The sequence below is a fragment of the Parvibaculum lavamentivorans DS-1 genome (assembly GCF_000017565.1).
GTDB classification, from domain to species: Bacteria; Pseudomonadota; Alphaproteobacteria; order Parvibaculales; family Parvibaculaceae; genus Parvibaculum; species Parvibaculum lavamentivorans.
The window spans coordinates 2,503,812-2,529,236 of the sequence record NC_009719.1 but is presented as its reverse complement, the minus strand read 5'-3'; the positions used below and the strand labels follow the sequence as shown (position 1 = coordinate 2,529,236).

At 60.0% G+C, this 25,425-nt stretch carries 21 protein-coding genes; 13 read left to right on the top strand and 8 right to left on the bottom strand.

The features are described from left to right. From PLAV_RS11895 to PLAV_RS11880, 4 genes are all read left to right on the top strand, one after another. Window positions 1-849: a haloacid dehalogenase-like hydrolase gene (locus PLAV_RS11895; protein ID WP_012111264.1), complete on the top strand. Its 849-nt coding sequence runs from the start codon at window positions 1-3 to the stop codon at window positions 847-849. Then, complete coding sequence (locus PLAV_RS11890; protein ID WP_041535984.1) at window positions 846-4,061, top strand: type I restriction endonuclease subunit R; 3,216 nt, start codon at window positions 846-848, stop codon at window positions 4,059-4,061. Before PLAV_RS11895 ends, PLAV_RS11890 begins: the two co-directional genes overlap by 4 nt. Next, entirely contained in the window at window positions 4,058-4,774 is a 717-nt protein-coding gene (locus PLAV_RS11885) for a M48 family metallopeptidase (protein WP_012111262.1), read from the top strand. Before PLAV_RS11890 ends, PLAV_RS11885 begins: the two co-directional genes overlap by 4 nt. A gap of 280 nt (window positions 4,775-5,054) precedes the next feature. After that, complete coding sequence (locus PLAV_RS11880; RefSeq protein ID WP_012111261.1) at window positions 5,055-6,137, top strand: hypothetical protein; 1,083 nt, start codon at window positions 5,055-5,057, stop codon at window positions 6,135-6,137. 57 nt (window positions 6,138-6,194) lie between these two features. Here PLAV_RS11880 and PLAV_RS11875 read toward each other — a convergent pair whose 3' ends face one another. The 6 genes from PLAV_RS11875 to PLAV_RS11850 all read right to left on the bottom strand — a co-directional run bounded on the left by PLAV_RS11875 (window position 6,195) and on the right by PLAV_RS11850 (window position 14,284). Next, window positions 6,195-9,755: an ATP-binding protein gene (locus tag PLAV_RS11875; RefSeq protein WP_012111260.1), complete on the bottom strand. Its 3,561-nt coding sequence runs from the start codon at window positions 9,753-9,755 to the stop codon at window positions 6,195-6,197. 2 nt (window positions 9,756-9,757) lie between these two features. Then, on the bottom strand, window positions 9,758-11,029 hold the full coding sequence (locus PLAV_RS11870) for a metallophosphoesterase family protein (RefSeq protein ID WP_012111259.1): 1,272 nt from the start codon (window positions 11,027-11,029) through the stop codon (window positions 9,758-9,760). Between the two features lie 298 nt (window positions 11,030-11,327). Then, window positions 11,328-11,960 carry a tyrosine-type recombinase/integrase gene (locus PLAV_RS11865; protein ID WP_012111258.1) on the bottom strand — a complete coding sequence of 211 codons (633 nt, stop codon included), beginning with the start codon at window positions 11,958-11,960 and terminating at the stop codon, window positions 11,328-11,330. Window positions 11,961-12,129: 169 nt separating this feature from the next. Further along, complete coding sequence (locus PLAV_RS11860; RefSeq protein ID WP_012111257.1) at window positions 12,130-13,029, bottom strand: bacteriophage abortive infection AbiH family protein; 900 nt, start codon at window positions 13,027-13,029, stop codon at window positions 12,130-12,132. A 56-nt stretch (window positions 13,030-13,085) separates the two neighbouring features. After that, on the bottom strand, window positions 13,086-13,775 hold the full coding sequence (locus PLAV_RS11855; RefSeq protein WP_012111256.1) for a hypothetical protein: 690 nt from the start codon (window positions 13,773-13,775) through the stop codon (window positions 13,086-13,088). Continuing rightward, a complete protein-coding gene (locus PLAV_RS11850; protein WP_143710212.1) occupies window positions 13,772-14,284 on the bottom strand; it encodes a hypothetical protein in 513 nt (170 codons plus the stop codon). The genes PLAV_RS11855 and PLAV_RS11850 overlap by 4 nt, the downstream gene beginning before the upstream one ends. Window positions 14,285-14,468: 184 nt before the next feature. Between PLAV_RS11850 and PLAV_RS11845 the strand changes: the two genes are divergently transcribed. From PLAV_RS11845 to PLAV_RS11825, 5 genes are all read left to right on the top strand, one after another. After that, window positions 14,469-15,251: a DUF5677 domain-containing protein gene (locus tag PLAV_RS11845; RefSeq protein WP_012111254.1), complete on the top strand. Its 783-nt coding sequence runs from the start codon at window positions 14,469-14,471 to the stop codon at window positions 15,249-15,251. 139 nt (window positions 15,252-15,390) lie between these two features. Then, entirely contained in the window at window positions 15,391-16,404 is a 1,014-nt protein-coding gene (locus PLAV_RS19000; protein ID WP_202943981.1) for a hypothetical protein, read from the top strand. 47 nt (window positions 16,405-16,451) lie between these two features. Beyond that, window positions 16,452-16,811: a hypothetical protein gene (locus PLAV_RS19795; protein ID WP_041535983.1), complete on the top strand. Its 360-nt coding sequence runs from the start codon at window positions 16,452-16,454 to the stop codon at window positions 16,809-16,811. Between the two features lie 371 nt (window positions 16,812-17,182). After that, entirely contained in the window at window positions 17,183-17,800 is a 618-nt protein-coding gene (locus PLAV_RS11830) for a hypothetical protein (RefSeq protein ID WP_012111253.1), read from the top strand. Continuing rightward, on the top strand, window positions 17,793-18,329 hold the full coding sequence (locus PLAV_RS11825) for a hypothetical protein (RefSeq protein WP_012111252.1): 537 nt from the start codon (window positions 17,793-17,795) through the stop codon (window positions 18,327-18,329). The genes PLAV_RS11830 and PLAV_RS11825 overlap by 8 nt, the downstream gene beginning before the upstream one ends. Window positions 18,330-18,335: 6 nt before the next feature. Here PLAV_RS11825 and PLAV_RS11820 read toward each other — a convergent pair whose 3' ends face one another. Then, the gene (locus PLAV_RS11820; RefSeq protein WP_012111251.1) at window positions 18,336-18,866 is read right to left on the bottom strand and encodes a hypothetical protein; all 531 of its coding nucleotides are present in this window, start codon (window positions 18,864-18,866) and stop codon (window positions 18,336-18,338) included. A gap of 266 nt (window positions 18,867-19,132) precedes the next feature. On the opposite strand from PLAV_RS11820, the gene PLAV_RS11815 reads away from it, so the two are divergent. The 4 genes from PLAV_RS11815 (at window position 19,133) to PLAV_RS18995 (ending at window position 24,654) form a co-directional block, all read left to right on the top strand. Further along, window positions 19,133-20,272 (top strand): hypothetical protein, encoded by a 1,140-nt coding sequence (locus tag PLAV_RS11815; RefSeq protein ID WP_012111250.1) that lies wholly within the window; start codon window positions 19,133-19,135, stop codon window positions 20,270-20,272. Between the two features lie 371 nt (window positions 20,273-20,643). Beyond that, window positions 20,644-22,683 carry a hypothetical protein gene (locus PLAV_RS11805; protein ID WP_012111249.1) on the top strand — a complete coding sequence of 680 codons (2,040 nt, stop codon included), beginning with the start codon at window positions 20,644-20,646 and terminating at the stop codon, window positions 22,681-22,683. Then, on the top strand, window positions 22,684-22,824 hold the full coding sequence (locus PLAV_RS19680; RefSeq protein ID WP_168713199.1) for a hypothetical protein: 141 nt from the start codon (window positions 22,684-22,686) through the stop codon (window positions 22,822-22,824). 54 nt (window positions 22,825-22,878) lie between these two features. After that, on the top strand, window positions 22,879-24,654 hold the full coding sequence (locus PLAV_RS18995) for a hybrid sensor histidine kinase/response regulator (RefSeq protein ID WP_012111248.1): 1,776 nt from the start codon (window positions 22,879-22,881) through the stop codon (window positions 24,652-24,654). 4 nt (window positions 24,655-24,658) lie between these two features. Here PLAV_RS18995 and PLAV_RS11795 read toward each other — a convergent pair whose 3' ends face one another. After that, window positions 24,659-25,291, bottom strand: coding sequence for a LuxR C-terminal-related transcriptional regulator (locus PLAV_RS11795; protein WP_012111247.1), 633 nt, complete (start codon window positions 25,289-25,291; stop codon window positions 24,659-24,661). Window positions 25,292-25,425: the final 134 nt, after the last annotated feature.

Sequence of the window (25,425 nt, the reverse complement as noted above, 5' to 3'; positions counted from 1 at the left end):
ATGGCCAGAAAACACATCGAGATGGCGATCGCCTACGACTTCGACGGCACGCTGGCGGACGGCAACATGCAGGAGCACCAGTTCCTGCCCGACATCGGCATGAAGCCGAAGGATTTTTGGGCCGAGGTGAAGCGCCTCACCAAGCAGCATCAGGCCGACGAAGTGCTCGTCTACATGAACCTGATGCTGCGCAAGGCCGCCGCCGCCGGCGTTCCGGTGAGGCGCGACGATTTCAAGGCGCGGGGCAAGGCGATCCAGTTGTTCGAGGGGGTCGAGGACTGGTTCGACCGCATCACAGGCTATGGAAAGGCGCAGGGTGTCCGCGTCACGCACTATCTCGTCTCGTCGGGGAATGCCGAGATCTTCGCTGGTACGCCCATCGCCTCCAGGTTCGCCCAAGTCTATGCGTCGAAGTTCATGTTCGATCAGAACGGCGTCGCCGCGTGGCCGGCCCTTGCGGTCAACTACACGACCAAGACGCAGTATCTGTTCCGCATCAACAAGGGCGCTTTCGACCTGAGCGACAACAGCAAGGTCAACCAGTTCGTCGAGAAGCGTGATCGACCCGTGCCCTTCGAGAACATGGTGTTCATCGGCGACGGCTCGACCGACATTCCGTGCTTTCGACTCGTGAAGGAACAAGGCGGCCTTTCGGTCGCGGTGTTCAAACCCCACACCAAGGGCGCTCGCGGCAAGGCCGACAACTACATCAAGGATGGCCGGGTGCACTGCGCCGTGCCCGCGATCTACACGGACGGCAGCGAACTCGACCACGTCATCAAAGCGAGCATCAACGCTGTCGCCACACGCGCGGCGCTGTCCGGACTGTTTTCGGAAGGCCTGCAATGACCTTCAACGCTGCCGAGAAGTATCAGTCCCAGATTCCGGCTCTTCAAATGCTGGTAGCACTGGGATTCAGGCCATTGTCTCAGGCGGACGCTGCACGCTTGCGGGGTGGCCGCTTGCGCAATGTGGTGCTGGACGATGTTCTTGCGGATCAGCTGCTGAAGATAAATAGCTTCACCCATCGCGGCCGGGAGTATCCCTTCGATCTCGAGGATGCACATGAAGCCATTCGGCGGCTTAAGCCTACGCCTGATAGACAGAAGGGTCTTCGCGGTACCAACCAGGACATTTACGACACGCTTGTTCTTGGGACGACCATCACCAAGACAATTCAAGGCGACTCGAAGTCCTACTCTTTCCGGTTCATCGACTGGGATACGCCGTCAAACAATATCTTTCACGTCACCGCCGAACTTGCCGTCGAGCGAACGGCCAGCACGCAAACGAAGCGGTGCGACATTGTTGGCTATGTGAATGGCATTCCCTTTCTCGTTGTCGAAAACAAGCGATCGACCGAAAGCCTGAAGAAAGCCAAAAGCCAGTTGATCGGCTATCAGAACGAAGACAACATCCCGCAACTGTTTCATTTCGCCCAGCTTTTGATGGTGATGAATCGAGCGGAGGCGCGCTATGCGACTGTCGGCGCTACCCAGCAGTATTGGCAGACGTGGCGCGACGATGAAGACAGGGACGAAGATATTGCCAAACAAGCAAACCGCCCCCTGTCGCGGGAAGAGGCGGATGCGATCTTTTCCGGAGATTTTTCCGATGCCCGTGCATTCTTCGAAGCCATGGCGGCCGAAGGACCTCGTGCGATAACAGCGCAGGACAGGGCGATCCATGCCCTGTGCCGACCGGAGCGGCTGCTCGATCTGGTGCGCCGGTTCACTGTGTTTGACGGAGGCGTGCGAAAAATTGCCCGTCACCAGCAATTCTTCGGCATCCGGGAGACGGTGGAGCGCATTCGTCACTATGACATTGGCGGCCGGCGAAAGGGGGGCGTGATATGGCATACCCAGGGATCCGGCAAGTCGTTGACGATGGTCATGCTCGGCCGGGCGCTGGCACTCGACAAGGCGATACCGAACCCGCGGATCATCATCGTCACGGACCGCGAAGATCTGGACAAGCAGATCAAGGACACGTTCAAGTCGTGCGACATGAAGCCGATCCGCGCGACGAGCGGGAGTGATCTCGTCGAACACATCCACAACAAGACGGCCCTCGTCACGACGATCATCAACAAGTTCGACAGCGCGGCAAAGAATGCCGCGGAAGTCGATGAGGATAGCAATATCTTCGTGCTGGTTGACGAGAGCCACAGGTCTCAAACCGGCCGCTACGGTGGCCATAGCCAGTTCGCCACGAAGATGCGCCGCCTGTTGCCCAAGGCTTGCTATATCGGCTTCACCGGCACGCCGTTGCTGAAGAAGGAAAAGAACACTCTCGCGACCTTTGGCGGTCTGATTCACAAGTATCCGATCGACGAAGCTGTGGCAGACCGTGCGGTTGTGCCTCTGCTCTATGAAGGGCGGCTTGTCGAGCAGCAGGTGAATGCGGGTGTGATTGATCGCTGGTTCGAAAAGATCAGCGAGGGCCTCAGCAAGAGTCAAAAGGCCGATCTAAAGCGCAAATTCTCTCGCACCGACGCGCTGTCGAAGACCGGCCAGGCGATCCGGGCCAAGGCTTTCGACATTTCAGAGCACTACCGTCAGCACTGGCAGGGCACCGGGTTCAAGGCGCAGCTCGTTGCTCCCTCAAAGGCGGCCGCCGTTCGCTTCAAGGAAGTGCTGGACGAAATCGGCCATGTGACGAGCGAAATCATTATCTCGGCGCCTGATGAAAACGAAGGCAACGAGGAGGTGGATCGCGAGTCGAAGGATATCGTTCGTGCGTTCTGGACACGCATGATGGCGCGCTACAGGAACGAGGACGAGTATAACAGGCAGATTACCGAAGCCTTCAAAGGATCCGGGGATCCGGAAATCCTGATAGTTGTGTCGAAGCTCCTCACCGGCTTCGATGCACCTCGCAACACAGTACTCTATGTCTGCAAGACGCTTCGCGAGCATAACCTCCTGCAGGCTATAGCGCGTGTTAACCGGCTCTATGAAGAGGATGGGACTGAGAAGGAATTCGGATTCATCATCGACTATGAGGGCCTGCTAGGCGAACTCGATGCTGCGCTGACGACCTATAGCGCCTTCGAGGGATATGAAGACGCCGATCTCATTGGTGCCGTTCATGACGTCCGCGAACAGATCCGCAAGCTTCCGCACGTGCATGACCGGCTCTGGGACTTGTTCAAGTCGGTGAGAAACAAGAAGGATATGGAGCAATTCGAGCAGTTCCTCGGTGACGAAGCTATCAGGAACGAGTTTTACGAAAGGTTGCGTGCCTTCAGCCGGTGTCTTCACATGTCGCTGTCATCGGACAAGCTTTTCGACGTCTTCGACGAAGCCAGGGTCGAGACCATGAAGCGGGACTGGAGGCAGTTCACGGAATTGCGGCGGTCGGTCCAGCTGCGCTATCAGGAGACAGTCGACGTCACCGAATTCGAGCCGAAGATACAGAAGCTCCTCGACGATCATGTCGTCGCCATGCCGGCAGAGACCATCATCGAAATGGTCAATATCAACGATCCCGACGCACTAAAGGCTGTTGTCGACGATAAGGGTGTATCCGAGGCGTCGAGGGCTGATCGGATTGCGAGCGCCACTCGCCGGGTTATCACCGAAAAGATGGAGGAAGACCCGACCTTCTACATGCGGTTCTCGGAACTCCTGGAAGAAACCATTCGGGACTATCGGGCGAGGCGAATATCGGAGCGCGAGTATCTCGCTAGTGTGGTCGATCTTTCAAGCAAGATTGCCCGCAAATATCGCGGACGCACGGTTCCGGAGGTGATCAAGGGCAACGACGATGGGCAGGCGTTCTTCGGTGTCCTTGAGGGAACCATGATATTCGCCGATGGCCGTGCGATGGAGGAAGATGAAGTGGCCGGCATCGCCCTTGCAATCATCGATATCATCAAGGAGCACCACATCGTCGATGTCTGGTCCAATGACCTGGCCCAGAACAAGATACGCAATGCGATCGACGATTATTTCTTCGATGTTGTCCGCGATGAGAAGGGGATCAACCTTTCCGTCGGAACTCTCGATGACCTCGAAAGTCGTATTATGAACCTCGCAAAGGCGCGGTTTCCTGGATGAAGGCAGAGCGGCATGAAATTCGGTATGGCGATCATGTGATCGGTTTTTCGGTCACCCGGCGGAGCCGTAGAACGCTGGAAATTGCCGTCGAGCCAGATTCGTCGGTCGTGGTTGCCGCTCCTCTGGATGCATCCATTGAAGTCATCAAGTCCAAGTTGCACCGCCGCGCTGCATGGATAAGAAAGCAGCAGATATTTTTTCACCAGTATCTACCGCGAACGCCGGAACGAAGGTTTATTGCGGGAGAAACGCATCTCTATCTTGGCCGCCAGTATCGGCTGAAAATTGAAGCCCACGTGCAGGAGAAGGTAAAACTTTCTCGCGGGTTCATTGTCGTTCAAAGCCATAGACCAGAACGAACGGAGGTCGCGCGCAACCTTGTCGAGGCGTGGTATCGCGAGAGAGCGCATATAAAGTTCAGAGATCGCATCGAAATAAATCTGCACCGCTTCAAGGAGCCAGAGTCATTTCGCCCTCGAGGACTGATTATTCGTCAACTGCGACAGAGATGGGGATCGATGTCTCCCTCCGGTCGGCTCTTGCTCAATCATCGCCTCATCGAGGCGCCGGTAGATGCCATTGACTACGTCATTACGCATGAGCTCTGCCATATTGCGGAGCCGCATCACGGGCCGAAGTTTTTCGCACTCGTTGATCGGGTTATGCCTGATTGGGCAAAGCGCAAGGAACGCCTGGAGCGAATAATGGCCTAGCAGCGAGCTATCCCTCGGGCGGATATTCTCCGGCTCAATGTCCGCTTTGCGCCAGAAGCGGACGCAACCTTTTCACGCAGCCGGTCGAAATACTGCTTGCAAAACGGCAGCTTGAGATTCGCTGGAAACCATTGCGACGAGCAAGTGCCTAACTGCACCATCGTGCGTTCGCCCCGGGCGGCGCGCGCCCCGTTTCTCCACACCGATAGCTGCAAAGTCGAGCCAGACGTTATAGCCTTGATGCAGGCGTATTTGGTCACCACTTCGCCCCAGAGGTTTCATGTGGACTAAAACTCCAGATGGTTCGATCCAAGACGCGAGCGGAAAGGTTATCTTCTTCAGCGCACAGCGCTTTGTCGATGATATCTGTCTGGGGCATTGCTGCTTTATCTGCGGCGCAAAGCCTGGATCGAAACCTTTTAATAATGAGCACATTCTGCCGGCCTGGCTGCTGCGGCGATTCAATTTGTTTGATCGTACGATTACGCTCCCCTACGGCCACAAGGTTCGCTACGGCACCTACACTGTTCCCTGTTGTCAGGACTGTAATAGCCTCATGGGCACGCAGATCGAAACGCCGATCAGTGCAGCAATGGCTGGCGGCCTGTCGGCGATCAATGCGTTTGTGGAGGGTGGGGACCTCCTCAAATTGTATGTATGGATGGGGCTGATCTACCTAAAGACTCATTTGAAAGACCGCGCCATGCGGATTCATCTCGATAAACGCGAGGGTGAAGAAAAGATCGGTGACGACTACAATTGGGCAGACCTCCACCATATTCACAGCGTCGTACGGAGTTTCTGCAACGGTTGCTTCGTCGAGAAGGAGGCACTCGGTTCGTTCCTCACCATATCGGTGACCCATCAGGCCGGGCGTGATCGATTCGATTTTTCTGATCTTTATCTCGCGCAGACCATGGTGCTTTGCGTTGATGATTGCGCGCTATTCGCCGTGTTCAACGACTCTGGCGGTGCGCTCAGCCGTTTCTATCCGCAGTTAACGCGCATCTCGGGTCCTCTGTCTCACATCCAAATGCGCGAAGTCATGGCAGAACTGGCCTTTTTGAATTTGAGCCTAAAGGAGCGGCCAACATTTCATACTGAGTGCGACATGGAGGCCGAAACGAGCCGTATATTTGCGGTGAGACCGGAGTTGGACTTGGTACCAGTCGACTTGCGTATGCGCGGCCGTCTGCTCAGGCACGCGCTCTACAACGTGCCCGAGGGCATGCAGTTCGCAGGCGTCGCTCGGGAGGAAGCACTGGCGGCAATCGACGCCGGAACAATGACATTTCTGTTCGACGACAACGGTGAGTTCATCAAAGAATCGATGACGTCGGAACTGCCTGTTCCAGAATCCTAACGCGTAACGCTCTGCGCCGGGAGCGGACGTTACCTCCGTTCCTGACACTACTTCGGACTAGACCGACAGCGCTATACCGCCCGCCGCGGCCATCTCGTTCAAAGATATACAGTTGACGGAAGTTCCCAGCGTTGCCGTCGCGATGTCCAGCAGATGGTGATGGTGCGTGAAGAACAGTACCTGTGTCTTCTCTGCCATCTGTCCCAATAGCCGAAATCCAGCTGCGGCCCTGTCATTGTCGAAGTTGATGAACAGATCGTCGGCGACAAACGGCAGCGCCTGCGCCCGTTCAAGATAGTCTTCAATCGAGGCAACCCGCAGCGCCAGGTAAAGCTGATCGGCGGTGCCGGTGCTCATGCCGGACACCGGCACAACGCTCTCATCCGGCCGCACCCCGGTGAGGTGGGCATTGTCCTGGTCGTCAAAGTCAACCTGCAGGCTGGTGAACGAGCCGGCGGTCATGACCTGAAACAGCTGTCCTGCGCGCTTGAGCAACGGTGCCTGCTTCTCCCGACGGTAGCGGTCGATTGCCCATTGCAGCAAGATGGCGGATGTTTTCACCTGAACGTATCGCTCGGCCGCCTCGCCCATTTCAGTCAGTGCCACTTCCCGGGCTGCCGCAGCCTGTGCGGCCGCATCGTCGCCGCCGATGGCCTGGTACGCTTGGCGTGTCTGCGAGCGAACATCGCCTGCCTCGCCCTGCTGCTTTCTCAAGTCCTCCAGTTCCGCCTGAACGGACTCTTCCCGGGCCGCCACTTCATCGATGGCCAGCCCCTCGCACTCGGCTTCCAGCTCGTCAACGGTCTTGCCGTCACCGTCCTGCTGAAGCTTTTCTGTGATCTTCTGCCGTTCCTCCCAAAGCGCCCGCTGGTTGTCGGACCGCTCGATCGCGGCCTTCAGCTTGTCGTTGTTATCGACGTCTGCGGTCTGCTTAAGGTGGGATATGGAAGCTGCCAACTCCTGCCGTTGACCTTCAAGCGTCTCGATCTGCTCTTTCAGGCTTTCAACGTCCTCGTCCTGCTTCTCCCGCAGTCCCTGAATCCGCTCGGCCTCGTTGAGCCGCGTCTCCAACGCCGCAACAGCATCGTCCGCCGCCTTATCAGCAAGGTCCGATGCAACAATCTGCACAAGCTGACTGACAACATTTTCGAAGTCGGCAACGTCCCATTGAATCTTCTCGATGCGGTCGTGTCGCAGCGAGTTGATCCGACCAGCCGTCTCCCGCATTTGATCGACAATGCCGATCTGAGCATCAACAGCGTCAGCGGCGGTATCGACAGCAAGGCCAAGATCGCCAAGCGCGACAGTCCATTTATCCTGCCATTCGGCCAACGCTTTCTTCGCCGCCTCAAGGTCCCGCTGCCGGCGCGCAACGAGCTTGCCAGCTTCCGCGACATCCTTTTCGAGCTGGGACTTCCTGTCGGCTTCGGCCTCGCGAAGCCGCAGCTCTTCCGCCGCCCGTTCGACAACGATGGGCAAGCCGTCCGATTCCAGTGTGCCAACATCGACACCTAGCGCAGCCAGCTCATCAATCAGCTGCTGCCTTGCCGCCTGTTCTTCGCCACGAACAGCCTCCAGCGCGCTGTCAGCTTCGTCCCGCGCTTCAATGGCCTCCAGTATCCCGTCGCGGTCTTCAAGCCATTCCAGCATGGTCTCTGGCGCTTCCGGCTCAAACAGCGCCCCGGTCCACAGCGCGGCCCAATCGGCTTTCAGCTGCTCGCCTTCCTCCACGAGTTTCTTCTCGTTGTCCTGCACCTGGCCGAGAAGCGTTTCCTGCTCCTCGATCTTGCGCTTGATCTCGGCGATGCGCCCGGCGGCTTCGGCATGGTCAAAGCGCCGATCGGCCAGCTCATCGGCCCTGACGACGGCAGGCTCGAAGGCGCCTGCTAGGTCCTCGATCTCGTCCTTGTACTGCGCGGCCTGATCCGGCGGGATCGGCTGTCCCTTGATGTGCTTGAGCTTCACCAGCCGCCACACAACGTCGCGGCGACCACGCGCGTCCTTCAGTTCTTCGGCGGTGACCACCTGCTCATCGCGCATGGCCTGCTCAAGGGCTGCAACGGCACCGTCCAGCTCCTGCTGAACGGATGCAACCCGCTGCTGCGTTTCCGTCAGCCGCCGCTGACAGTCATCCTGCTTTTCACGCTGCGCCTGCACTTTGGCCCGCGCAGGCACACTCATGCTGGTCAGCGCCGCTTCATCGCCAATACCGGGATCAAGTGCACTAAGCCGCCGGGCGACCCGGCTCCTGGCGTTCTTCAGTCCCTCTGCCGCAGAGCGCACGCGACCGGCGATATCACCCTGTTCGCGCACACTCTTCAGCACGATGGCCATCCGTGACGCGTCAACAGGCTCACCGGCCTCGGCAAGCTCGTCCTTCAGTCCGGCATGCTCTTCCATCGCTTCGTCCAGTAGCCGTGCGTTGCCGGAAACATCGCTCTCCAGCTCACCTTTCTGGTTGAGCAGCGATCGCACGACGCTGACCTTCGGCCGCGGCGGAATGCGCTCGATCAGCGCGGCTGGGTCTCCATCCCGCCAGCCAAGTTCCGCCGCATCGTCTTTCAGCTTGCTTTCCGCGGCATGAAGCTCGGCCTCGCGCTTGGGCAGATCAGCCTTTTCAGCGCGAATCTCGATGCGTCTCTCGCAGGCTTGGCGGACATCCGCCGCCCGCTGGATAATCGTCTCGTCGTAAGTCAGCTTTTCCAGCGCCTCTTCGGCGCGCTGAAGCTGTTCCGTCAGCGTGCCGATACGCGCAGCCGCCTCGGCATCCTTGCGCTCAGACTCGGCAACAAGCCCGGCCGCGTCCTCGGGCAGGGCAATCACATCGCCGAGTTCCTCCAGAAGCCTGTCCAGCTCTTGCTTTCGCCGCACATCCCGAAACACCCGCCGAATCCGGCTCAGCCGGTTCCGGCTGGTTGTCGCGTCGCTGATCGCCTTGTCGATGTTACCGCAGGCCTCTTCGGCCTCTTCGTACGCGTTTTTCAGCTCCCGCCATTTTGCGGCACTGAGCGTCTGCTCTCGCAGCTCCCGCTGGGCGGCATCCAGCTTGTCTTCGGCGATGGAGAACTTGCGATACCGCGCGCGCCTCCCCGGACTCCACAAGCTGTCCGCCTCGGTGGAAAGCTGGGTCAACCGTTCCCGCAGACCTCCGATACCGGCACCGGCGGAGAACAGCATCTGACCGACGTCGTCCTTGGCCTCTAGGATTTCCCGGCCGCCGGCTTCAAGGCGAGTATGGTCAAGGCTGAACATGCGCTGGAAAAATGTCCGGTCCGCGCCGGCAAGGTAGGGGCGGAGTACCGCTTCCCCACCGGGCACCGGCGAACCTTCCGGTCCCAGCAGCGTGTCCTTGTTGCCTTTTCTCCGCAGCACCTCCAGCACATCGGTGCCGTTCTCCAGAACGGCACCGATCCGCATGCTGCCGTAGTCATGCAGAAACCCGTACTGCGTCTGCCCGTGGATGCCGAACAGAATATCCTCGATGGCGGACAGCGCCGTGGACTTACCGGCCTCATTCGGGCCGAAGATGATGTGGAAGTCCGACGTGTCGACAGGCAGTTCAAGCGACCTCTCGGTGAAGTGGCCGTAGCGCAGCAGATCGAGTCGTCGTATTCGCACGCTCAATCCCCCTGTGCCGTGAGTCGTGCGGAGAGATACGGGGAAACCTCGCCGATCAGCGCGGCATAATCGCCGTCAACTGCGGCTTTCAGCACGCTGTCGTTGATGTCGCCGCGCACCTCGTGGGGCAGCTGGCGCACCAGCTTGCCGATATCGTCCTCGATTTGCGCCAGCAGGGCATCGTCCCTGGTGGCCTCCTGCAACAGGCGCTGAAGCTCGCCGATGGCGTCTTCGCGCTTGGCCAGCGTCTCGGCATCGACCTCAGGCCGGGTATTGATGACCACCTTCTCCACCCAGGCGACTTCGTCGCCGAGTCCAAGTGCGCCGGCGCGAGCTTCGGCCAGCATCCGGTCCTCGGAAGCAATAAGCTGATCGTGAACAGCGGTGCGCCCTTGAAGGACAATACGACAGGCCAGAAGCCGCCCGTCAGCCTCAGTCACGGCCGTTTCCACGGCATCATGAATGCGATCAATCACTTCGCCAAAGCGCTCCGCATCGGCCAACGATACGGGCAACACTGCCCAGCGCACCACATCACAGGGGACTGTCGCCAACTCGACGATGTCACCGTCTTCTACAGTGGCGAGGCTTGCGCCCTTGGCTCCGGTCTCGCGGGCATGACGACCCTGAAGGTTGCCGGGGAAGACGACGTGAGGCTTTTCGCGCAGCACGCCTGCCTGATGGACGTGGCCGAGCGCCCAGTAGTCGTAGCCCTTGTTGGTGAGGTCTTCGATGGCGCACGGGGCATAGTTCTCATGGCCACCCATGCCGCCGAGCCCCGTGTGCAGCACGCCGATGTTGAAGACGCCGGAAACGGGCCCCGGGTAGTTGGGCACAAGATTGTGTGTAATGTCGCGTTGCCGGAAGCTCTGTCCGTGCAGCGCGACCTTCAGCTTATCGAGTGCAAATGTCTCCGGCTTGCGAGAGCCGAAGACGTGCACGTTATCAGGCAGGTCGAGCCGCCGGGTAATCTGACTTTCGGCATCGTGGTTACCGTGGAGCAGGTAGACCGGGATACCTTCCTTGTTGAGCCGCCCCATCTGCGCGGCGAAGAACAGTCCGGTCTTGTAGTCCCGCCAGTCGCCGTCATACAGGTCCCCGGCGATAACAAGAAAATTGACCTCTTCCTCAATGGCCAGTCCGACCAGCGTATCGAGCGCATCGCGGGTCGCGGTGCGCACCCGTGCGACGGCGGCACCTTCCTGGCCTGCAAGGCCCCGTAGCGGGCTGTCGAGATGGATGTCGGCGGCGTGCAAAAATCGGAAGGACGTCATCGTATCTTCCCGCACATTTTTCTGGCTCTTTTGACATTGATTTGTCTCATGTCAGCAGAATATCAATCTATGTGAGCACCGCCAGAAAAAGGGCATTGTCACAGTAAACTTGATCGAGCTGGAAGCGTGTCGTCCGTGTCGGAGCATGATGAGAAGTCCCGTTTCGCTATTTTAACAGCTCGTCGGAAGTGATCTGTGCCGGCGAGATGTCGGTAGAGGGTCGCTTTGTGGTCGACCAGTGCAGCCGTAGCTATTGTTACGGTGCGGGAACGAAATATCAGGCGCTCCCGCACGGAGTTCATAGCTCAATTGACTCCGCAATTTTAAGCGCATCATCAACCTCGATACCTAAGTATCGGACAGTGCTTTCCAACTTCGTGTGGCCAAGAAGCAGCTGAACCGCTCTCAAATTTCCTGTCTTGCGATATATCTGAGCCGCCTTGGTTCTCCGCATCGAGTGCGTTCCGTATCCAGACGGATCTAGGCCGACGGAAGCAATCCACGTATTGACGATGCGCGCATACTGACGCGTTGAGATGTGGCATGCGCTATGCACCCGGGACGGAAATAGAAATTCGGCCGAAGACATAGCGGGATGATGAAGCCACCCCTCAAGTGCGGCACGGGTGGTGTCTGTAATTTCGAACTGAACTGGCCGGCCAGTCTTTCGCTGAACAACGGTAGCGCGCTGGCGAGGCTGCCCACCGACGAAGACGTCGTTCACCTTCAAAGCAACCAGATCACAAGCTCTAAGCTTGCTATCAATTGCCAAATTGAACAGGGCAAGACCACGTCGGTCATCAGCCATTTCGAGTCGAATTCTGATCGACCATACGTGTTTCGGGGCCAGAGGACGCTTCTGTCCCACCAAGCGCCCCTTATTCCAGGGATTCGGTCTATAGATGGGAGCATTGGCAGGTGAGGTGGACATGGTCTTGCCTCCTGCCACCCCGCCCAACCCATCTTCGGCCCAGTGCCGAGTCGCTAACATACGGCAAAGAACAAGGGCGCTCATGACCCACAGCCGACGTCTGGAATGTCTGCTCGTGGGCGGTCTTCGTTAAATTTATTCCCCTCCGACGTCAAAGCTCTTCAACGGTTCAAAACGCATTCAGCAAGGCATATTCTGTTAGATGGGTCGGCACACCCAGCGATTCCATGCGCTTACTCAGCCCATCAAGATCCCCGTAGTAGCTAACCTTCCAGCGCACCCGCTTGAAGGCGATAGTCGCGATGACCTCCTCAAAATACGGGTGATCGACCTCCGACACCGAATGTCCCATCACCACAATCCGATCGATATCCGACAGTCTGGCAAAGAAGGCTGCGTTTTTCTCTATGACTTTGGCGGTGGGTTTGAACGTGTCCCTGAAGTAGTCGTCGATAATCTCCTGCCCTTCGACGACACGCATGTCTGCACCCTCCGGATCCTGCTCGAAACGGTAGGGATCCGGGTTTGGATCGGGCTCCCATCCATGGCCCAGCACCAACGTCTCCGTTGGATTCGCCGCCGCTCCATGGATGTGCAACACGTTGATATCGGGAACCCCATACAGGCGTTGCAGCGACGGCGTGTAATTGAAGTTCAAGAAGACCGCCGACGGATCTAGCGTTACGCGCTGCCCGCTGAACTCAGCAGCCCATGGGACAGGAAGCTGGCGTATCCATTCGGCGAAACGCAACCGCAACGTCTTCGAGATCGCCTCGACCGCCTGCTGAATCTCGTACCGGTAATCGTGGTGGTATGCGTCGCTCCAATCCTCGGCACCATATCCGACCAGAAAGTTGGAAGCGTCCTCGATCAGCGAATCGCTGTCGAAATAGGCCAACCGATCCTCGAATTCGGCCCAGAACTGGGCATCCATCGCGAAGAATTTCTCGACGACCTCATAGGTCTTGGCATCTGACCGCCGGAGATACTCGCCGAACGCCTTATAGGATGATGGAATTCCATGGTGGAGATCGAAGCCGTTTCCGATGATGTAAAGCGTTTTCCCCATCCCAGCCCTTCACGGTTTTCCCGTTTGCCAACTCATTCCCTCATCTGAGATGCTCTTCAATCGCTTACGTCCATATCCGGCTCCGCGATCAACTCCTCCGCCAATTCCGAAAGCCAGGGCGAAACATCCTCGATCTGAACCGCGCTGGCGTGAGCCGCGTAATAATCGCCGACCGTCCGGAAGCGCTCCCCGAACCGCTCCGTAAACATCCTCTGCAGCTTGGCGTTTCTGCTCAAGACGCTCGACATGGCGCGACCACCTCGCAAGAACCTGATCGCATGCTCCGTTCCGAGCAAATAGAGGTGCTTGCGCTTCGCGGTCGAATGCTCCGCAAGCAGCAGGTAATCCTTGAAAACCGAATTCTGACGGATCGTCTCTGGCCCGCCTCTCCACTGAATGAATTTGAACTCGGCGACCCGAACATTCGTCTCCAGATCGAAATCGCGGCCCGTATTTCCCGCACCGAGAGACACAGATTGGACGCGCTCGTCCGGCTCGAGAATATGTGGCAGGCACATGAGGATGCCGAGCGCGTGGATCGTGACATTGATCTGTCCGGCAAGTCGTTTCATGCCGGCCGCGGCCGCCAACACCTCACGGCCAGCCCCGACATTTTCGAGAAAACCCGTGCAATCGCCGGCCGACACGCCTCGCACCGCGCCTTCGATGCTCGATAATGTCCGCGTCAAATCCGGCCCGGTAAATCGGCCGAGCAGTTTTACGATCTCAACAGGATCCGCAGTCAATCTGCTGACCCCAGCTCGGCGCGCATCCACTCTGTCAACTCTTCGTCCAGCGCAGCGTCGACATAGACATCGCAACGCGGCGCGATCCCCGCCTTCACGTCTATCACCAGATGAAGTCCAACCAGATACCCGTAAACCCCAGCCTGCTCCGTCATTCCCTTCAGTTTCCAGATGTCCCCATCGAAGTCCTTGTTGGTAGACTTCTTGACCTCGACGACGAGCAAATTTTCACGCTTCCCGACCCGATGTACGATCAGGTCAGGCACGATCGCGTCCTTCCCAATCAACTCATCATCGCTCAGGCCATAGCGAAGGCGCTTAATCACATCCTCGCGGCGATTCCATTCCAGATCGATCGACCAGCCGGCATATTCCCTATGAAGGAGATCCCGAATCCGAGCGACAAGCGCCCGCTCGGCAGGATCCGCATAGGCAAGGCCCTTATCCAGCAAAAGTGCTCGCACCGCAGCCGCGAATACTGAAAGTATCTCTTGAAACTCATCCCTCATAACATTCATCTACCATGAAATACCTCAATGAAAATCGAGATCGCGAAGTGGAAACCGAATTCTCCCACAAGAACACGAAACCCAACGCTTTTTGCTTTTCCTATATGCGTGCCTATGGCAGCTGGCTCCCGCGAAATTCTGTCAAGAAACGCCAGCCACACCAATTCTTTCGGAGCTGTTTCCCGTGACCGAACAGCGATCGCGCACTTCGCAATGGCTTGCCTGGATGAATGACTATGTCGACGCTGCCAGGCGCTTCACTTCAGAAGATCCGATCGACGTCACCTCAGACGAGGAGCGTGAGCTGATTGCGCTCAAAATGGCGCTATACGCCCGAGGGTTGACGCTGTTCGAGAGCGCCTTGCTCCTGCTCGAAAACGACCGACAGCTTGATTTTCGCATCTATTCTCGCGGCGTCCTTGAGGCCACTATGTACCTCATCGCGCTGGACCGAAATCCCGCTTTCGTATCAAAGATGAAGGACGACGACTTCAAGAGCCGGCATTCGCGGGCTGCTCTTCATCTCGATGCGAAGACGTTCAGCGGCGCCGACGACGTCAAGCAACAGCTGCAGGAATTTGTCGATCAAGGGTTCCGGGGCGCGAAGGCAATCCGACTCGATACGCTTCTGGAGGGTAGCGACTTCGATCGGCTTTATCGCAGCTATCGCGATATTTCCGGGGATGCCGCTCACGTGAGCATCACCGCTCTCAACCGGCACTATATCGAGCATCCCGAAACGGGCTTGGCAACGCTAATTCTTCATCCGGCGCTCGACGACGACGATTTTCACCACACCATGACAGAGCTCGGCATTTCTATGACAGTCGCCACTCTGCTCATCATGAAGATCAAAGCAAAAACGGACGTTTGGGACGAATTTCAGACGCTACTTCGACGTTACCGGGCCTTGGCAAGTGAATGGTACCGCGACGACCAACAGTTGCAGCAGGAAGACAACGTCTAATAATTTCAAAGTCAGTCTCTGGGGGAGTCCAGATGGGAAATTTCATTGCAGTAGTTAACGGCGCTCGACAGGTTATGGTCGGTCGCATCCTCACGATGGATGGGAACGGTAGCCAGTCCGAACAGTCGAAGGCGACGTAATGCGAGAAATCCCGCAGTGGGAGTTCGATTTCTACGCATTGTCGCTCCCCCGCGGCCACGGTTTCGGCGAAGAGCCTCCCATCGGAGCGTGGGGTGGGTCGGACGGCCTCGCCTGCGGGATTCTCACCCGGAATGTCGCCACCAAGACGTTTGGCACGATTGTAATGCGCCGACGCGTGGACTCGGTCTGGACGATCACCGGGCGAGCGAGCGGCTTCAACTCAATGGATGCGGCAGTTGAAGCTTTAGCGCCCTCGCTGGCGGAGGGCATGCCGCCGGAACCTGTCCCCTCCGGGGTTGTCGCACACGCGCCCCTTTTTGACCTCAAGGATCGTGAGCCGAGCGATTCATTTCGACTGTTGGCAACTGCCGCGCGCCGGCCAGCCGCATGGGCTCTGAACCAACTCTATCTCGCCCTGCCAAGGCCCGACCGCAATTGGGTCGGCGACTGCCAAACAACCAATTTTCACACGCGTATTTGGGAGGCTCAGCTCCTCGCCTCGTTTCGAGAACAGGGGCTGCTGGTCGAGCAACCCTTCGAGTCACCCGATTTTCGCATCGAGAGCCGCCATGGCGGAGAAGCTTGGATCGAGGCAGTCACGGCAAATGCGCCGGCGCCCTACAATCACGTCAATGCGCCTTTCGCAGAGATACCGACCGACAGGGAGGAGATTTTCTTCGGCAGCGCCGCCCTGCGCTTTGCAAAGACGATCGGTAACAAGCTCGCGAGACGGTACGATCAGCTCCCCCACGTCATTGGAAAACCCTTCATCCTGGCGGTCGCCGACTTCCACGCGTCCGGATCGATGATGTGGAGTCGTGAGGGCTTAATCGGCTATCTTCAGGGGTCCGGCGCGACCGTGGCCGAGATCGACGGCCGACTTCAAGCTGTGTCAATGCCAGCTGATGCGCTTCTTGGCCCTGCCCAATTCCCGGCCGGTCTATTCGCAATGACCGCCATGCAGAGCTTTCAGCCGTCATTTTTTCTAACGCGTGCTCAATCTCAAAGTTGAACCGGGTGCCGATTTCCGCGTCGGGTGCGCCAGCTGGCTACCGGTATATGAGATTCGGTGAATTCTTTGATCGGGCACCGGGCGCGCTTAAGGGCATCCCGTTTTGCCTCGACATAACGAGCGAAGAATATCGCAACCTTTGGCCACATGGGTACGAACCCTGGGTCGCCGAAATGGAGGTCTTTCACAACCCCTTTGCCCGCCATCCCGTACCGTTCGAACTTCTGCCGGAAGCACAACATTGGTTCGAGGCGGATGGCGAGTGGCAGTGCAGCTCGGTCTACGAGACATCAATCCTGTGGTCGCAGACATGGGTCACCGACGCCGACAAACCGGCCCCAACGCTGCAAGATTTTATGGAGAGAAAGAAGCGAAGTGCCGACGCTTCTTCATTCGGCGATAGCTGAAACCGAATTCGGCGACGCCGAGCGTCTCGGCAATAAGGGCGAGCGTAACGGACGCCGAGACTTTTATCCCAGAGATGCAAACCGATAATCGAGACAGACTTCGCGCGACAGGCGTTCTGCTTGGATGTTCGCTTTTCGGCTAGGCGCCAATGACGGATATTGGCGCAAAGCGGACGACAGGTAATTGCCCACCTGGAAGGGTTTGGCTTTAGCTCAGATTGTCATGAAGCTGATTGTAGAAAGAATGAGAAGATTCCACGCCAGTTTGTGAGAAACGGTTCCCGTGAATGATCAGATTGGACGTAGACTTCAAAAGCAGAATGGCAGTGCGCGCCTTCAAACGCGCGCGCCGTTATCAGGAAGTAAGTGTCATGCGGTGCGCTGTCCTAGCAGTCCTCTTCACGTTTTCTTTGTCGCTGCACACGCTGCCTGCTTTCGCGGTCGAACCTCTGCCCGCCGTGAGCTTCCGGCTCTCCTGCTTCAACGACGACCGAACAGACACGGAAGGAGAAACGGACGCCATCCTCGCGCTGCTTGCTTTCGCGGCGGCACATAATGGAGAGCCGGTCTATCTCGATGCGTCGATCGAGGCAGATGCCGGGTCGGGTTTCTGTTCCCGCGACCTGGCGATCCGCAATCCCCACGGCGGCCGCGAGGACAGCAAGCCGAACCGGATTTCATTTAACGGCTGCATGGCCGGGGAAGAAACGCCCTGCATCGAGACGGACATGGTGCAGATCGATGCCGACGGCCCGCCCCTCGCCTATCGCCATTCCGTCGTCCTGCCGCCCGAGGCGCTTCTTCCCAAAAACCTTCCCTACCGGATGGGAAACTATGGTGACTGGCTGAACTACCGGGGCCCCTTCATCGCGCATCATTACGAAGGCACGGGCTATGCCTATGCCACATTCCATGTGCCGGACGCGGCGCTGGCCTATGTCTGGGAGCGCGCGGCGGAGATGTCGAAGCGGACAAGCACGGATGAATAGAACCGCGGCCCTCGCCGCCGCCATCCTTTGCGCCGCGCCCGCTCTCGCCTCTGATTGGGCCCTGTCGCCGAACGGATATGGGCCGGTGACCATCGGCATGTCGTCCGACGAGGCGTCGCAAGCGCTTGGGCTGCGCCTGCAAAATGACGGCGAAGGAATGCCCGATGCCGCCTGCCACCATCTCGCTGCACCGGCCGGTGAGGACAAGCTGCGCTACATGGTGCAGAACGGACGGATCGTGCGTATCTCGCTTTATGAGGGACCGAGCGCCGTCGCAACCGACAAGGGCATCCGCCTCGGCGATCCGGCGAGCAGGATCATGGACAGCTATGGCGAGGAACTGGAGATCGAAGCCCATGAATATGTGAAAGGCGAATATTTCACATCCTGGGACGAGACAGCGAAGCGCGGCATCCGCTACGAAACCATGACGGACGATCCCGGCCCCTTCATCGCCCCCGGCGCCGCGATGGTCTTCCGCATCCACGCGGGCGGCGAAGCGATCTTCCTCATCGAAGGCTGTTCCTGAGCGCACCTATTCCGCGAGCACCGTCACGTTGCAGACGGCCCTGTATCCGCCGTCCGCCCATGTGAAAAGATCGGTTCCGCCGGTAATGAAATCGGGATGATCCGTCTCCCCCGTTCCCGGAAACCGAACCTCTTCCTTCCAGCCCGACCAGACCGTCTTGCATTTGCCAGCCTCGCCCTCCTCTACCGTGCAATCGTAAAGCGTCATGGTGCAGCCGCCGGAGCCGCACCATTCCGGATCCCAACGCTGGATAAAGAAAAGCGGGGTCTTTCGCGCAGCGGGCACGGCGACAAAAGCGAACTCCTCTGTCCGCAGAAGCCGCCAGTCGAGCCCGAGCGCCTGTTTGGCCCAGCCTTCATCGTGTCGTGTGAGGCTGCGCGTGGGCTCGCCCTTCGTCCAGCCTGCCGGAGACGGAATGGTCAACCTCTCCACCTCATCGTCCTCGCAGGGAAACGCCGCGAAAGCCTGCACGACCGGGAGAAAAAACGATCCGGCGGCGAGTGCTAGAAGAAGACAGGTCCGGAACAAAACCAACATGGATTGATTCCCCGTTCGATACAGATCGGACAGCTTCCGGCGCTTCAAAGACGCGGCGGAAAGTTGACGCAAACGATCCAGATTAGTGAGGTGAAAGAGACCTGCCAACAAGGAAGGCGGCGAGAGACAAAAAAATCCGTCGAATGACGATTCCCGTTGAAGTGCCGCTTGAAACTTCTTGTCGATGCCTCCAGTTCGCACGAACATCAGTTTGCTGACAGTCGTTTTCCATCGTTCACCGGCCGCGGCCGCTCATGGAGACATGCATGCCGATCCTCATCAGGGGCGGGGGACTCCATCACAGGCATGCCGGCGCGTTTCTGGCTGCGCTCCTCTTCTGCGCTCCCGCCTCGGCCAATCCCGACCTCGAAAACTTCCGTGACTTTCTCGACGCGCGCGAGAACAACGGCAGCATCACCGGTGTAACAGGCTGTCAGCCCGCCTCCTTCGAAGCGGCCTGCCGCGGGACCGCCGTTTCCACCGGCGCCAATGCCAATCCCGGCTGGCAGGGGGCGAATGCGGGGGACCCCGTTACCACCGGCATCAACGCCAATCTCGGCTGGCGGGTCGGCATGCTGGCGGGCCAGCCGCTGGTCGAAATGGCGATCAACTGGACGCCGAAAAGCCTCGAAGGGATGCTGCCCGCCGGCTATGCGAAAGCCGATCCCGGCCTTGTCGCGGGGCTCGACCCGGCCGCCAATGCGAAACTCGACCTCTATGACGTGCATATCGCCATCGCCTTCGAGCATGAAGGACGGACCTACACCATCACCGACACGGTGGGCGTGCCGGCCCGGGCCGGCAACGAGTCGAGCTTCAACGTGGCCGGCAGCTATGACTGGGGCGGGTTCATCCGGGACGGCAATGGCAACCTTGTGGACGGCGAGACCGCCAAGGCCATCGTGAAGGCCGGCGTGAAGCCCATCGGGGCGGCCATCGTGCAGGCGAAGGTGAATACGTTCGACCTGCAGACCTACTGGCACGACAAGAACGTCGACCGATACAACGCGCCGTTGCGCGAGGCGGTGGAGAGCCAGCTCCTGCTGCTCGACGACACGTTCGGCCTGCCGGTGGACGAGATCAGGGTGGCGCTTGCGAACTACGAAGCGGAGCACAGCCCACAGGAGGTGAACAGGAAGCTCGTCTCCATGTTCGAGCGGCTGACGCCCGCGAACCTGCCGGAGAAATATCTGGGCACCGGCCTCGCGCGCGACATCAAGCTGCGCATCTATGCCAATGCCGTCGGCGGCATAGACGGCCGGCTCCGCAACCAGATGCAGGAGCTGCCGCCGCAGCCCGGCGGCGGCGCATCGGGCTACGAGAGCTGGCTCGAGCAAACAAAAGCCCTGTTCAGGACGCGCGAATTGCGGCTTGCACAGCTTCGCGACGACGGGCGCGAGGCATAGCGGATCGAATACGAGATCAAGGAGGAAGAGCGCCGCGAGGCAGAGCGCCGCGCGGAAAAACGCGCCGAGGAAGAACGCGAGGCGGCCCGGGAAGCCGAACGCCGCGACGAGGAGCGCGCGCGGCGCGAGGCGAAAGCGCGGGCGCGCTACCGGGATGTCCATCGTCCCTATGGCGAAAGCGACGGCGGCTGGAACGGCATTACCGCGAGCATCAACCAAATGGTGCAGCAGACCTATGGCGGATACAACGCCAATGCTTATGCCGATACGGGTGGAAACTACATCAGTAGTAGCTCCAGCACGTCCTATAAACCATCTGGGTATGTGTTCAAATATCCCTGTGAGGTAAATGGCGAACGGATCTGCGCACCATGAGCGGCGCCAGCATGCAGATCACATCCGCCGACTACTCCGCAGCGTTGAACCATGTCGCACGCATCGCCCCACGCTATGAAAAACTCAATCCGGAAGCGTTGAACTGGAGCGAAACGGACTGGCGCAATCTTCATGAGCTGCGCGAGAAGCTGCTGGCCGATGTCGGCGCGTCGATGCGCAAGCGTGGCGTGGCGGAGGAGGCAGTTTCGAAGCAGCTTCGCCTGCTGACGCTCGCCATGCTCGACTACGAGCTGACACATCTTCTGCCGCTGCACATGAAAGCCTGGCTCGAAGGCTTCGACACGGAGATTCCGGGCGGGGCCTATGCCGCCTTCTTCGCCCCCTGGCACGATCACCTCGCCCCCTCGGCTGCGACGCAGGACGATCTCGTTGCGGTGTACGACGATCTCTCGCATCACTTTCCGGGCTATGCGACCTGGCGGAAGATGGAGCATGACGCCGCAACCGGCATCGAGGACGTGATCCTGGATGCGGAACTGATCGAATATCAAAACGCTTTCCGAACGGCGAAGCAGAAAGAAGCAAAGCCTGCGGCGCCGAACACTCCCGCTCCCGCCGCCGCTGCACCGAAGGCGGAGGCTGCACCCGCAACGGCGAAGCCGCAGGTCACACTCTCCTTTCGGGAGCGCCTGCGCCGGCAAGGGGAAGACGAGACAGCGCCCGGCTGGACGGCGGTTTTCTTCTTCTGGCTCCTGCTGGCGACGGTGCTCACCGCACCGGTGGCGGCGGTTGCGGCGCTGATCGGACATGAAGGCATCGCACCGAACTTCGGGGCGATTGCCGGAGCTGCACATGTTCTTGCAGCGGCGCTGATGCTGGGCGTCAGGTTTCTTACCGGCCGCAGTCTCGCCGCATGGGCGACGCCGCGGCAGTGGAGGTCGGAGGCCGGCTGCTTCTGGTTCGGCATCGTTGCGGGGCTGACGGTTCTGGCCACGCTGGCGGGTGGCCTCGCAAACTATATCGGCCCCAACATGGACCGCGCCGAGACCGTGCCGCTCGCCATCGGCACTGCGGTCTTTTTCGGACTTGCCGCGCTGGCCGGCTATTTCTGGCATCGCCATGAAAAAGATTTTCCGGCGGCGCGGCGCACGACCGAGCTCTACGAGGTGGATGACAATCCGATCCAGTGGTGGCAGGTCGCGGCCGGCCTCTTCTTTCTTCTCGTATTCGCGGCCTATGGCTTCCTCGCCTTCGATGTGCTGCCGCCGGTGGCCTTTGCGGGCGGCCTGTTCGTGGCGGCGCTGGCGGGGTGGTTCTTCAGCAATGGCGGCAGCCTGGTCTTCACGCTCGTTGCGACCGCCTTCGTCGCGACCGTGCTGCACGCGATGGTGGCGCCGCCGCCCGCGCTTCTCTTCGCGCTGCTCGCGGGCGCGGCTTTCGCGCTGGGGCTCAAGCTTTTCCATACGCTGCGCCGCCAGCGGCGTTCATGGGTCATGAACGCGCTTGTCATCGCCTCGGGCGCTTTCCTCTTCGCCTATCTGCCGATGGAAAGGCCGGTGGCCTATTATCTCTCCTACGTGGCGGGGCCCCTTGCCCGGCCCGCCGCCGACGCGTCGATCGACGCCTATCTGGCGCTGGAGGAAACGCCGCTCGGCAAGTCTTTTCTCGACACGCTTGGCGGCGTCGACGAAAAGGCGACGGCGGTGCGGGTCGTCGAGGCGACGAATGTCGACAAGGACCGCACGGAAATTCTTTTCGTGATGAGCAATGCGGGCGACCTGCTGATCCGCGAAGTGACATTCACGGTGAACGGCAGCTGCGCCGGCAAGCCGATGCCCCTGCGTTTCGCCAAGGCAATCGCACCGGGCGACGAGGCGGGGCTGAAGATCACCCTCTCCCGCCCGGACGATTGCAGCGACGATGACTGGTCTAACTGGACGAAAAGCGTGTCGCGCGGCTGGTGGGAGAACCGGTCGAGCCCCATCATGGTGACGGTTATCGAGGCGGAGAGCTACGACCCGAAAGCACTCTTCAAGGAAGAAGCACTTGCCTGGCTCGAACTGAGGGAGGAGTAGATGCGCGCTCGCGCCGCCGGTTTTGCCTTCGTTATCCTTCTCTCCCTCGCGGCAGGCGAGGCGGCGGCGCGGCCCGGCGGCCATGGCTACGATCCCGCAGACGCCTGCGCGCAGAGCTTGGACCTATTCCGTCGTGGTTGACATGCCGCTGTCGCGCGGGCTGGGATAACGGTCGCGCGACGAAAAGGGGGGCGCATGATCATGGAGCGGTTTCGCGCCGCGAGCCACGCCGAGAAATGGCAGCTAGACTATCTTTTCGATCTGAGTTTCCAGGCTTGGCTCGTCCATATCGGCGTCGTCACCGCGGTGATGGCGCTGCTCGTCTATGTCTGGCCGGGCGAGGTCTGGCCTTTCGTCTGGTACGCCGCCATGTGCGCCTTCTCCGGGGGCCTCGCGGCGCTTGCCTGGTACTACACGCATCGCCGCCCGGCGGATGAGGGCGAAGCCCATCCCTATGGCCTCGCCCATACCGGGCTCACCACACTTGTCGGCATCACCTGGGGGCTCGGCGCTTTCGGTGCGGCCACCGGCGATTTCCACCATCTGCTCGTCTATTCGCTGGCGCTCGGCGGCACCGCGCTCGGTGCGGTTTCCTCGCAGCATGTGCTGCCGCGCTCCTGCTTCGTCAGCCTCTGGACTTCGGTACCGCTGCTCGGCCTCGCGCACATCTTTCACGACCCGGGTTTTTTCGGCGCCACGATCTTCGGCATGATCATGCTCTATGCGGGCGTGCTCTCGATCCTCACCGTCCGCATGCTCCGCTTCATGCGCACCAATGTCGATCTCACCCGCTCACTCGATGCGAAGCTCGCGGAGATCACCGAAATGGCCGCGGAGCTGGAAGAGGCGCGGCACGAGGCGGTGGAAGCCAATCTATCCAAGTCGCGTTTTCTCGCTCATGCCAGCCACGACCTGCGCCAGCCCATTCACGCCATAGGCCTCTTCACCGCCTGCCTGCGCGATCTCGATCTCGAGACCGAGGCGCGCCAGCATGTGAGGAGCATCGACGATGCCGCGCGCTCGGTGAGCCGTCTTCTCGGGTCACTACTCGACATTTCGCGTCTCGATGTCGGCGGCGTCGAGCCCCAGCCCGAACGATTCGCGCTTGAGGAGTTTCTGCGCGGCATCATCCGGCAGAACGCCGACGCCGCGCGCGACGGCGGCGGCACGATCGAAATGGAAACCAGGGATATCTGGGTGAATACCGATCCCGCCCTCTTCTCCACCATGATCCAGAACATCGTCTCCAACGCGCTGAAATATGCGCCCGGATCGAATGTGCGGATCGTCGTCCGCCGCGAGGGAGGCCGCGCCGTGCTGGAGATTTCAGATGACGGTCCCGGAATCGCCGAGCAGGATCTCCGCCACATCTTCGACGAGTTCTATCGCGCCGAAGGCGGGGACGCGCCCAAGCCGGATGGCCTCGGCCTCGGCCTCGCCATCGTCCGCCGTCTCGCGGGGCTTCTCGGTCTTGAGGTGGAAATCGCATCCGCCGCGGGCCGGGGCACCACGTTGCGCATCTCGGGCCTCCCCTTGTCGGAACCCGGCGCCGCCACCGTGCCGCGCGCTCATCGCCAGCATCCCCTGACTGGGCTTCGCGTCTGCGTCGTCGATGACGATGCGGAAGTGCTGGCGGCGACGGCGACGCTGCTGAAGCGATGGGGCTGCGAAGTGGCGGAATTCACCGGTCTGCCGGAGGCGGCCTGCGGCTGCGACGCCATCGTCAGCGACTTCGATCTCGGCGGCGATCTCGGCGGGCTCGATGTCATAGCCCGGCTGCGCGAGATGGAGGGGTGGGAAGTGCCGGCCGCCATTCTCACCGGCCGCTCCGAGCCGGAAACGCTGAAGCGTCTTGCTGGCTCCGGCATCCCCCTCCTGCGCAAGCCGGCGCACCCGGCGGAGCTTCGCGCGCTCCTGACCGGCTTCGCGCTTGGTGATGAAGCGCTGGAGGACGAGACCGCGGCGTCCTGACGGGCTAAAGCAGTTTCATCGCCACGCCCGCCGCCGCCGAGCGGCTGGCGACACCGAGTGTCCGAAGCAGCGCCGATACATGCATCCGCGCTGTCACAGGCGAGATGCCGAGTTCGCGCCCGATCTCCTTGTTGGTCATACCCGCTGCGACGAGCTTCAGCACTTCGCGCTGGCGCGGCGAAAGCTGCACGTCGCTTTCGCCCGCGCCCGTCCTTGCGCCGCCGGGCGTCGGTAGATGCGCAGCCGCGGACTTCACCACGATCTCGCCGTCATGGATCGCGCCGATCGCCTCCGCGATCTCGTCCGGCGGTACCGCCTTGCCGACAAAACCGTCCGCGCCCGCCGCCATCACCACGTCGATGGTTTCGCTGTCATCCGCCATCGAGACGATGGCGAGTGTCGCGCGCGGGAAGCGCCGCCTCAGCGCCGCGATGGAGGTCTCTGCGGCAAACCCCGGAAAAATGAGGTCGAGCACGAACATGCCCGGCGCCGCGCCGCTCTCCGCCAGTGTCAGCACTTCCTCGAACGTGCCTGCCTCCTCGATCGCGGCTCCAGGCGAAACACGCGCCAGGATATGGCGCATCCCCATCCGGAAAACCGGATGGTCGTCGGCCACGATGATGCGTTCTGCGCTCAAGCTTCCCGTCCCCTTATGCCGCCATGGAGGCGAGTCTATCCATGGCCGTGGTTAATGGCACCTGTACACCTGTACATCTGTCGTCCAGCCCGCCCGCCGCTGATTATGCCCGTGATTTTCTTCAATGACGGGCT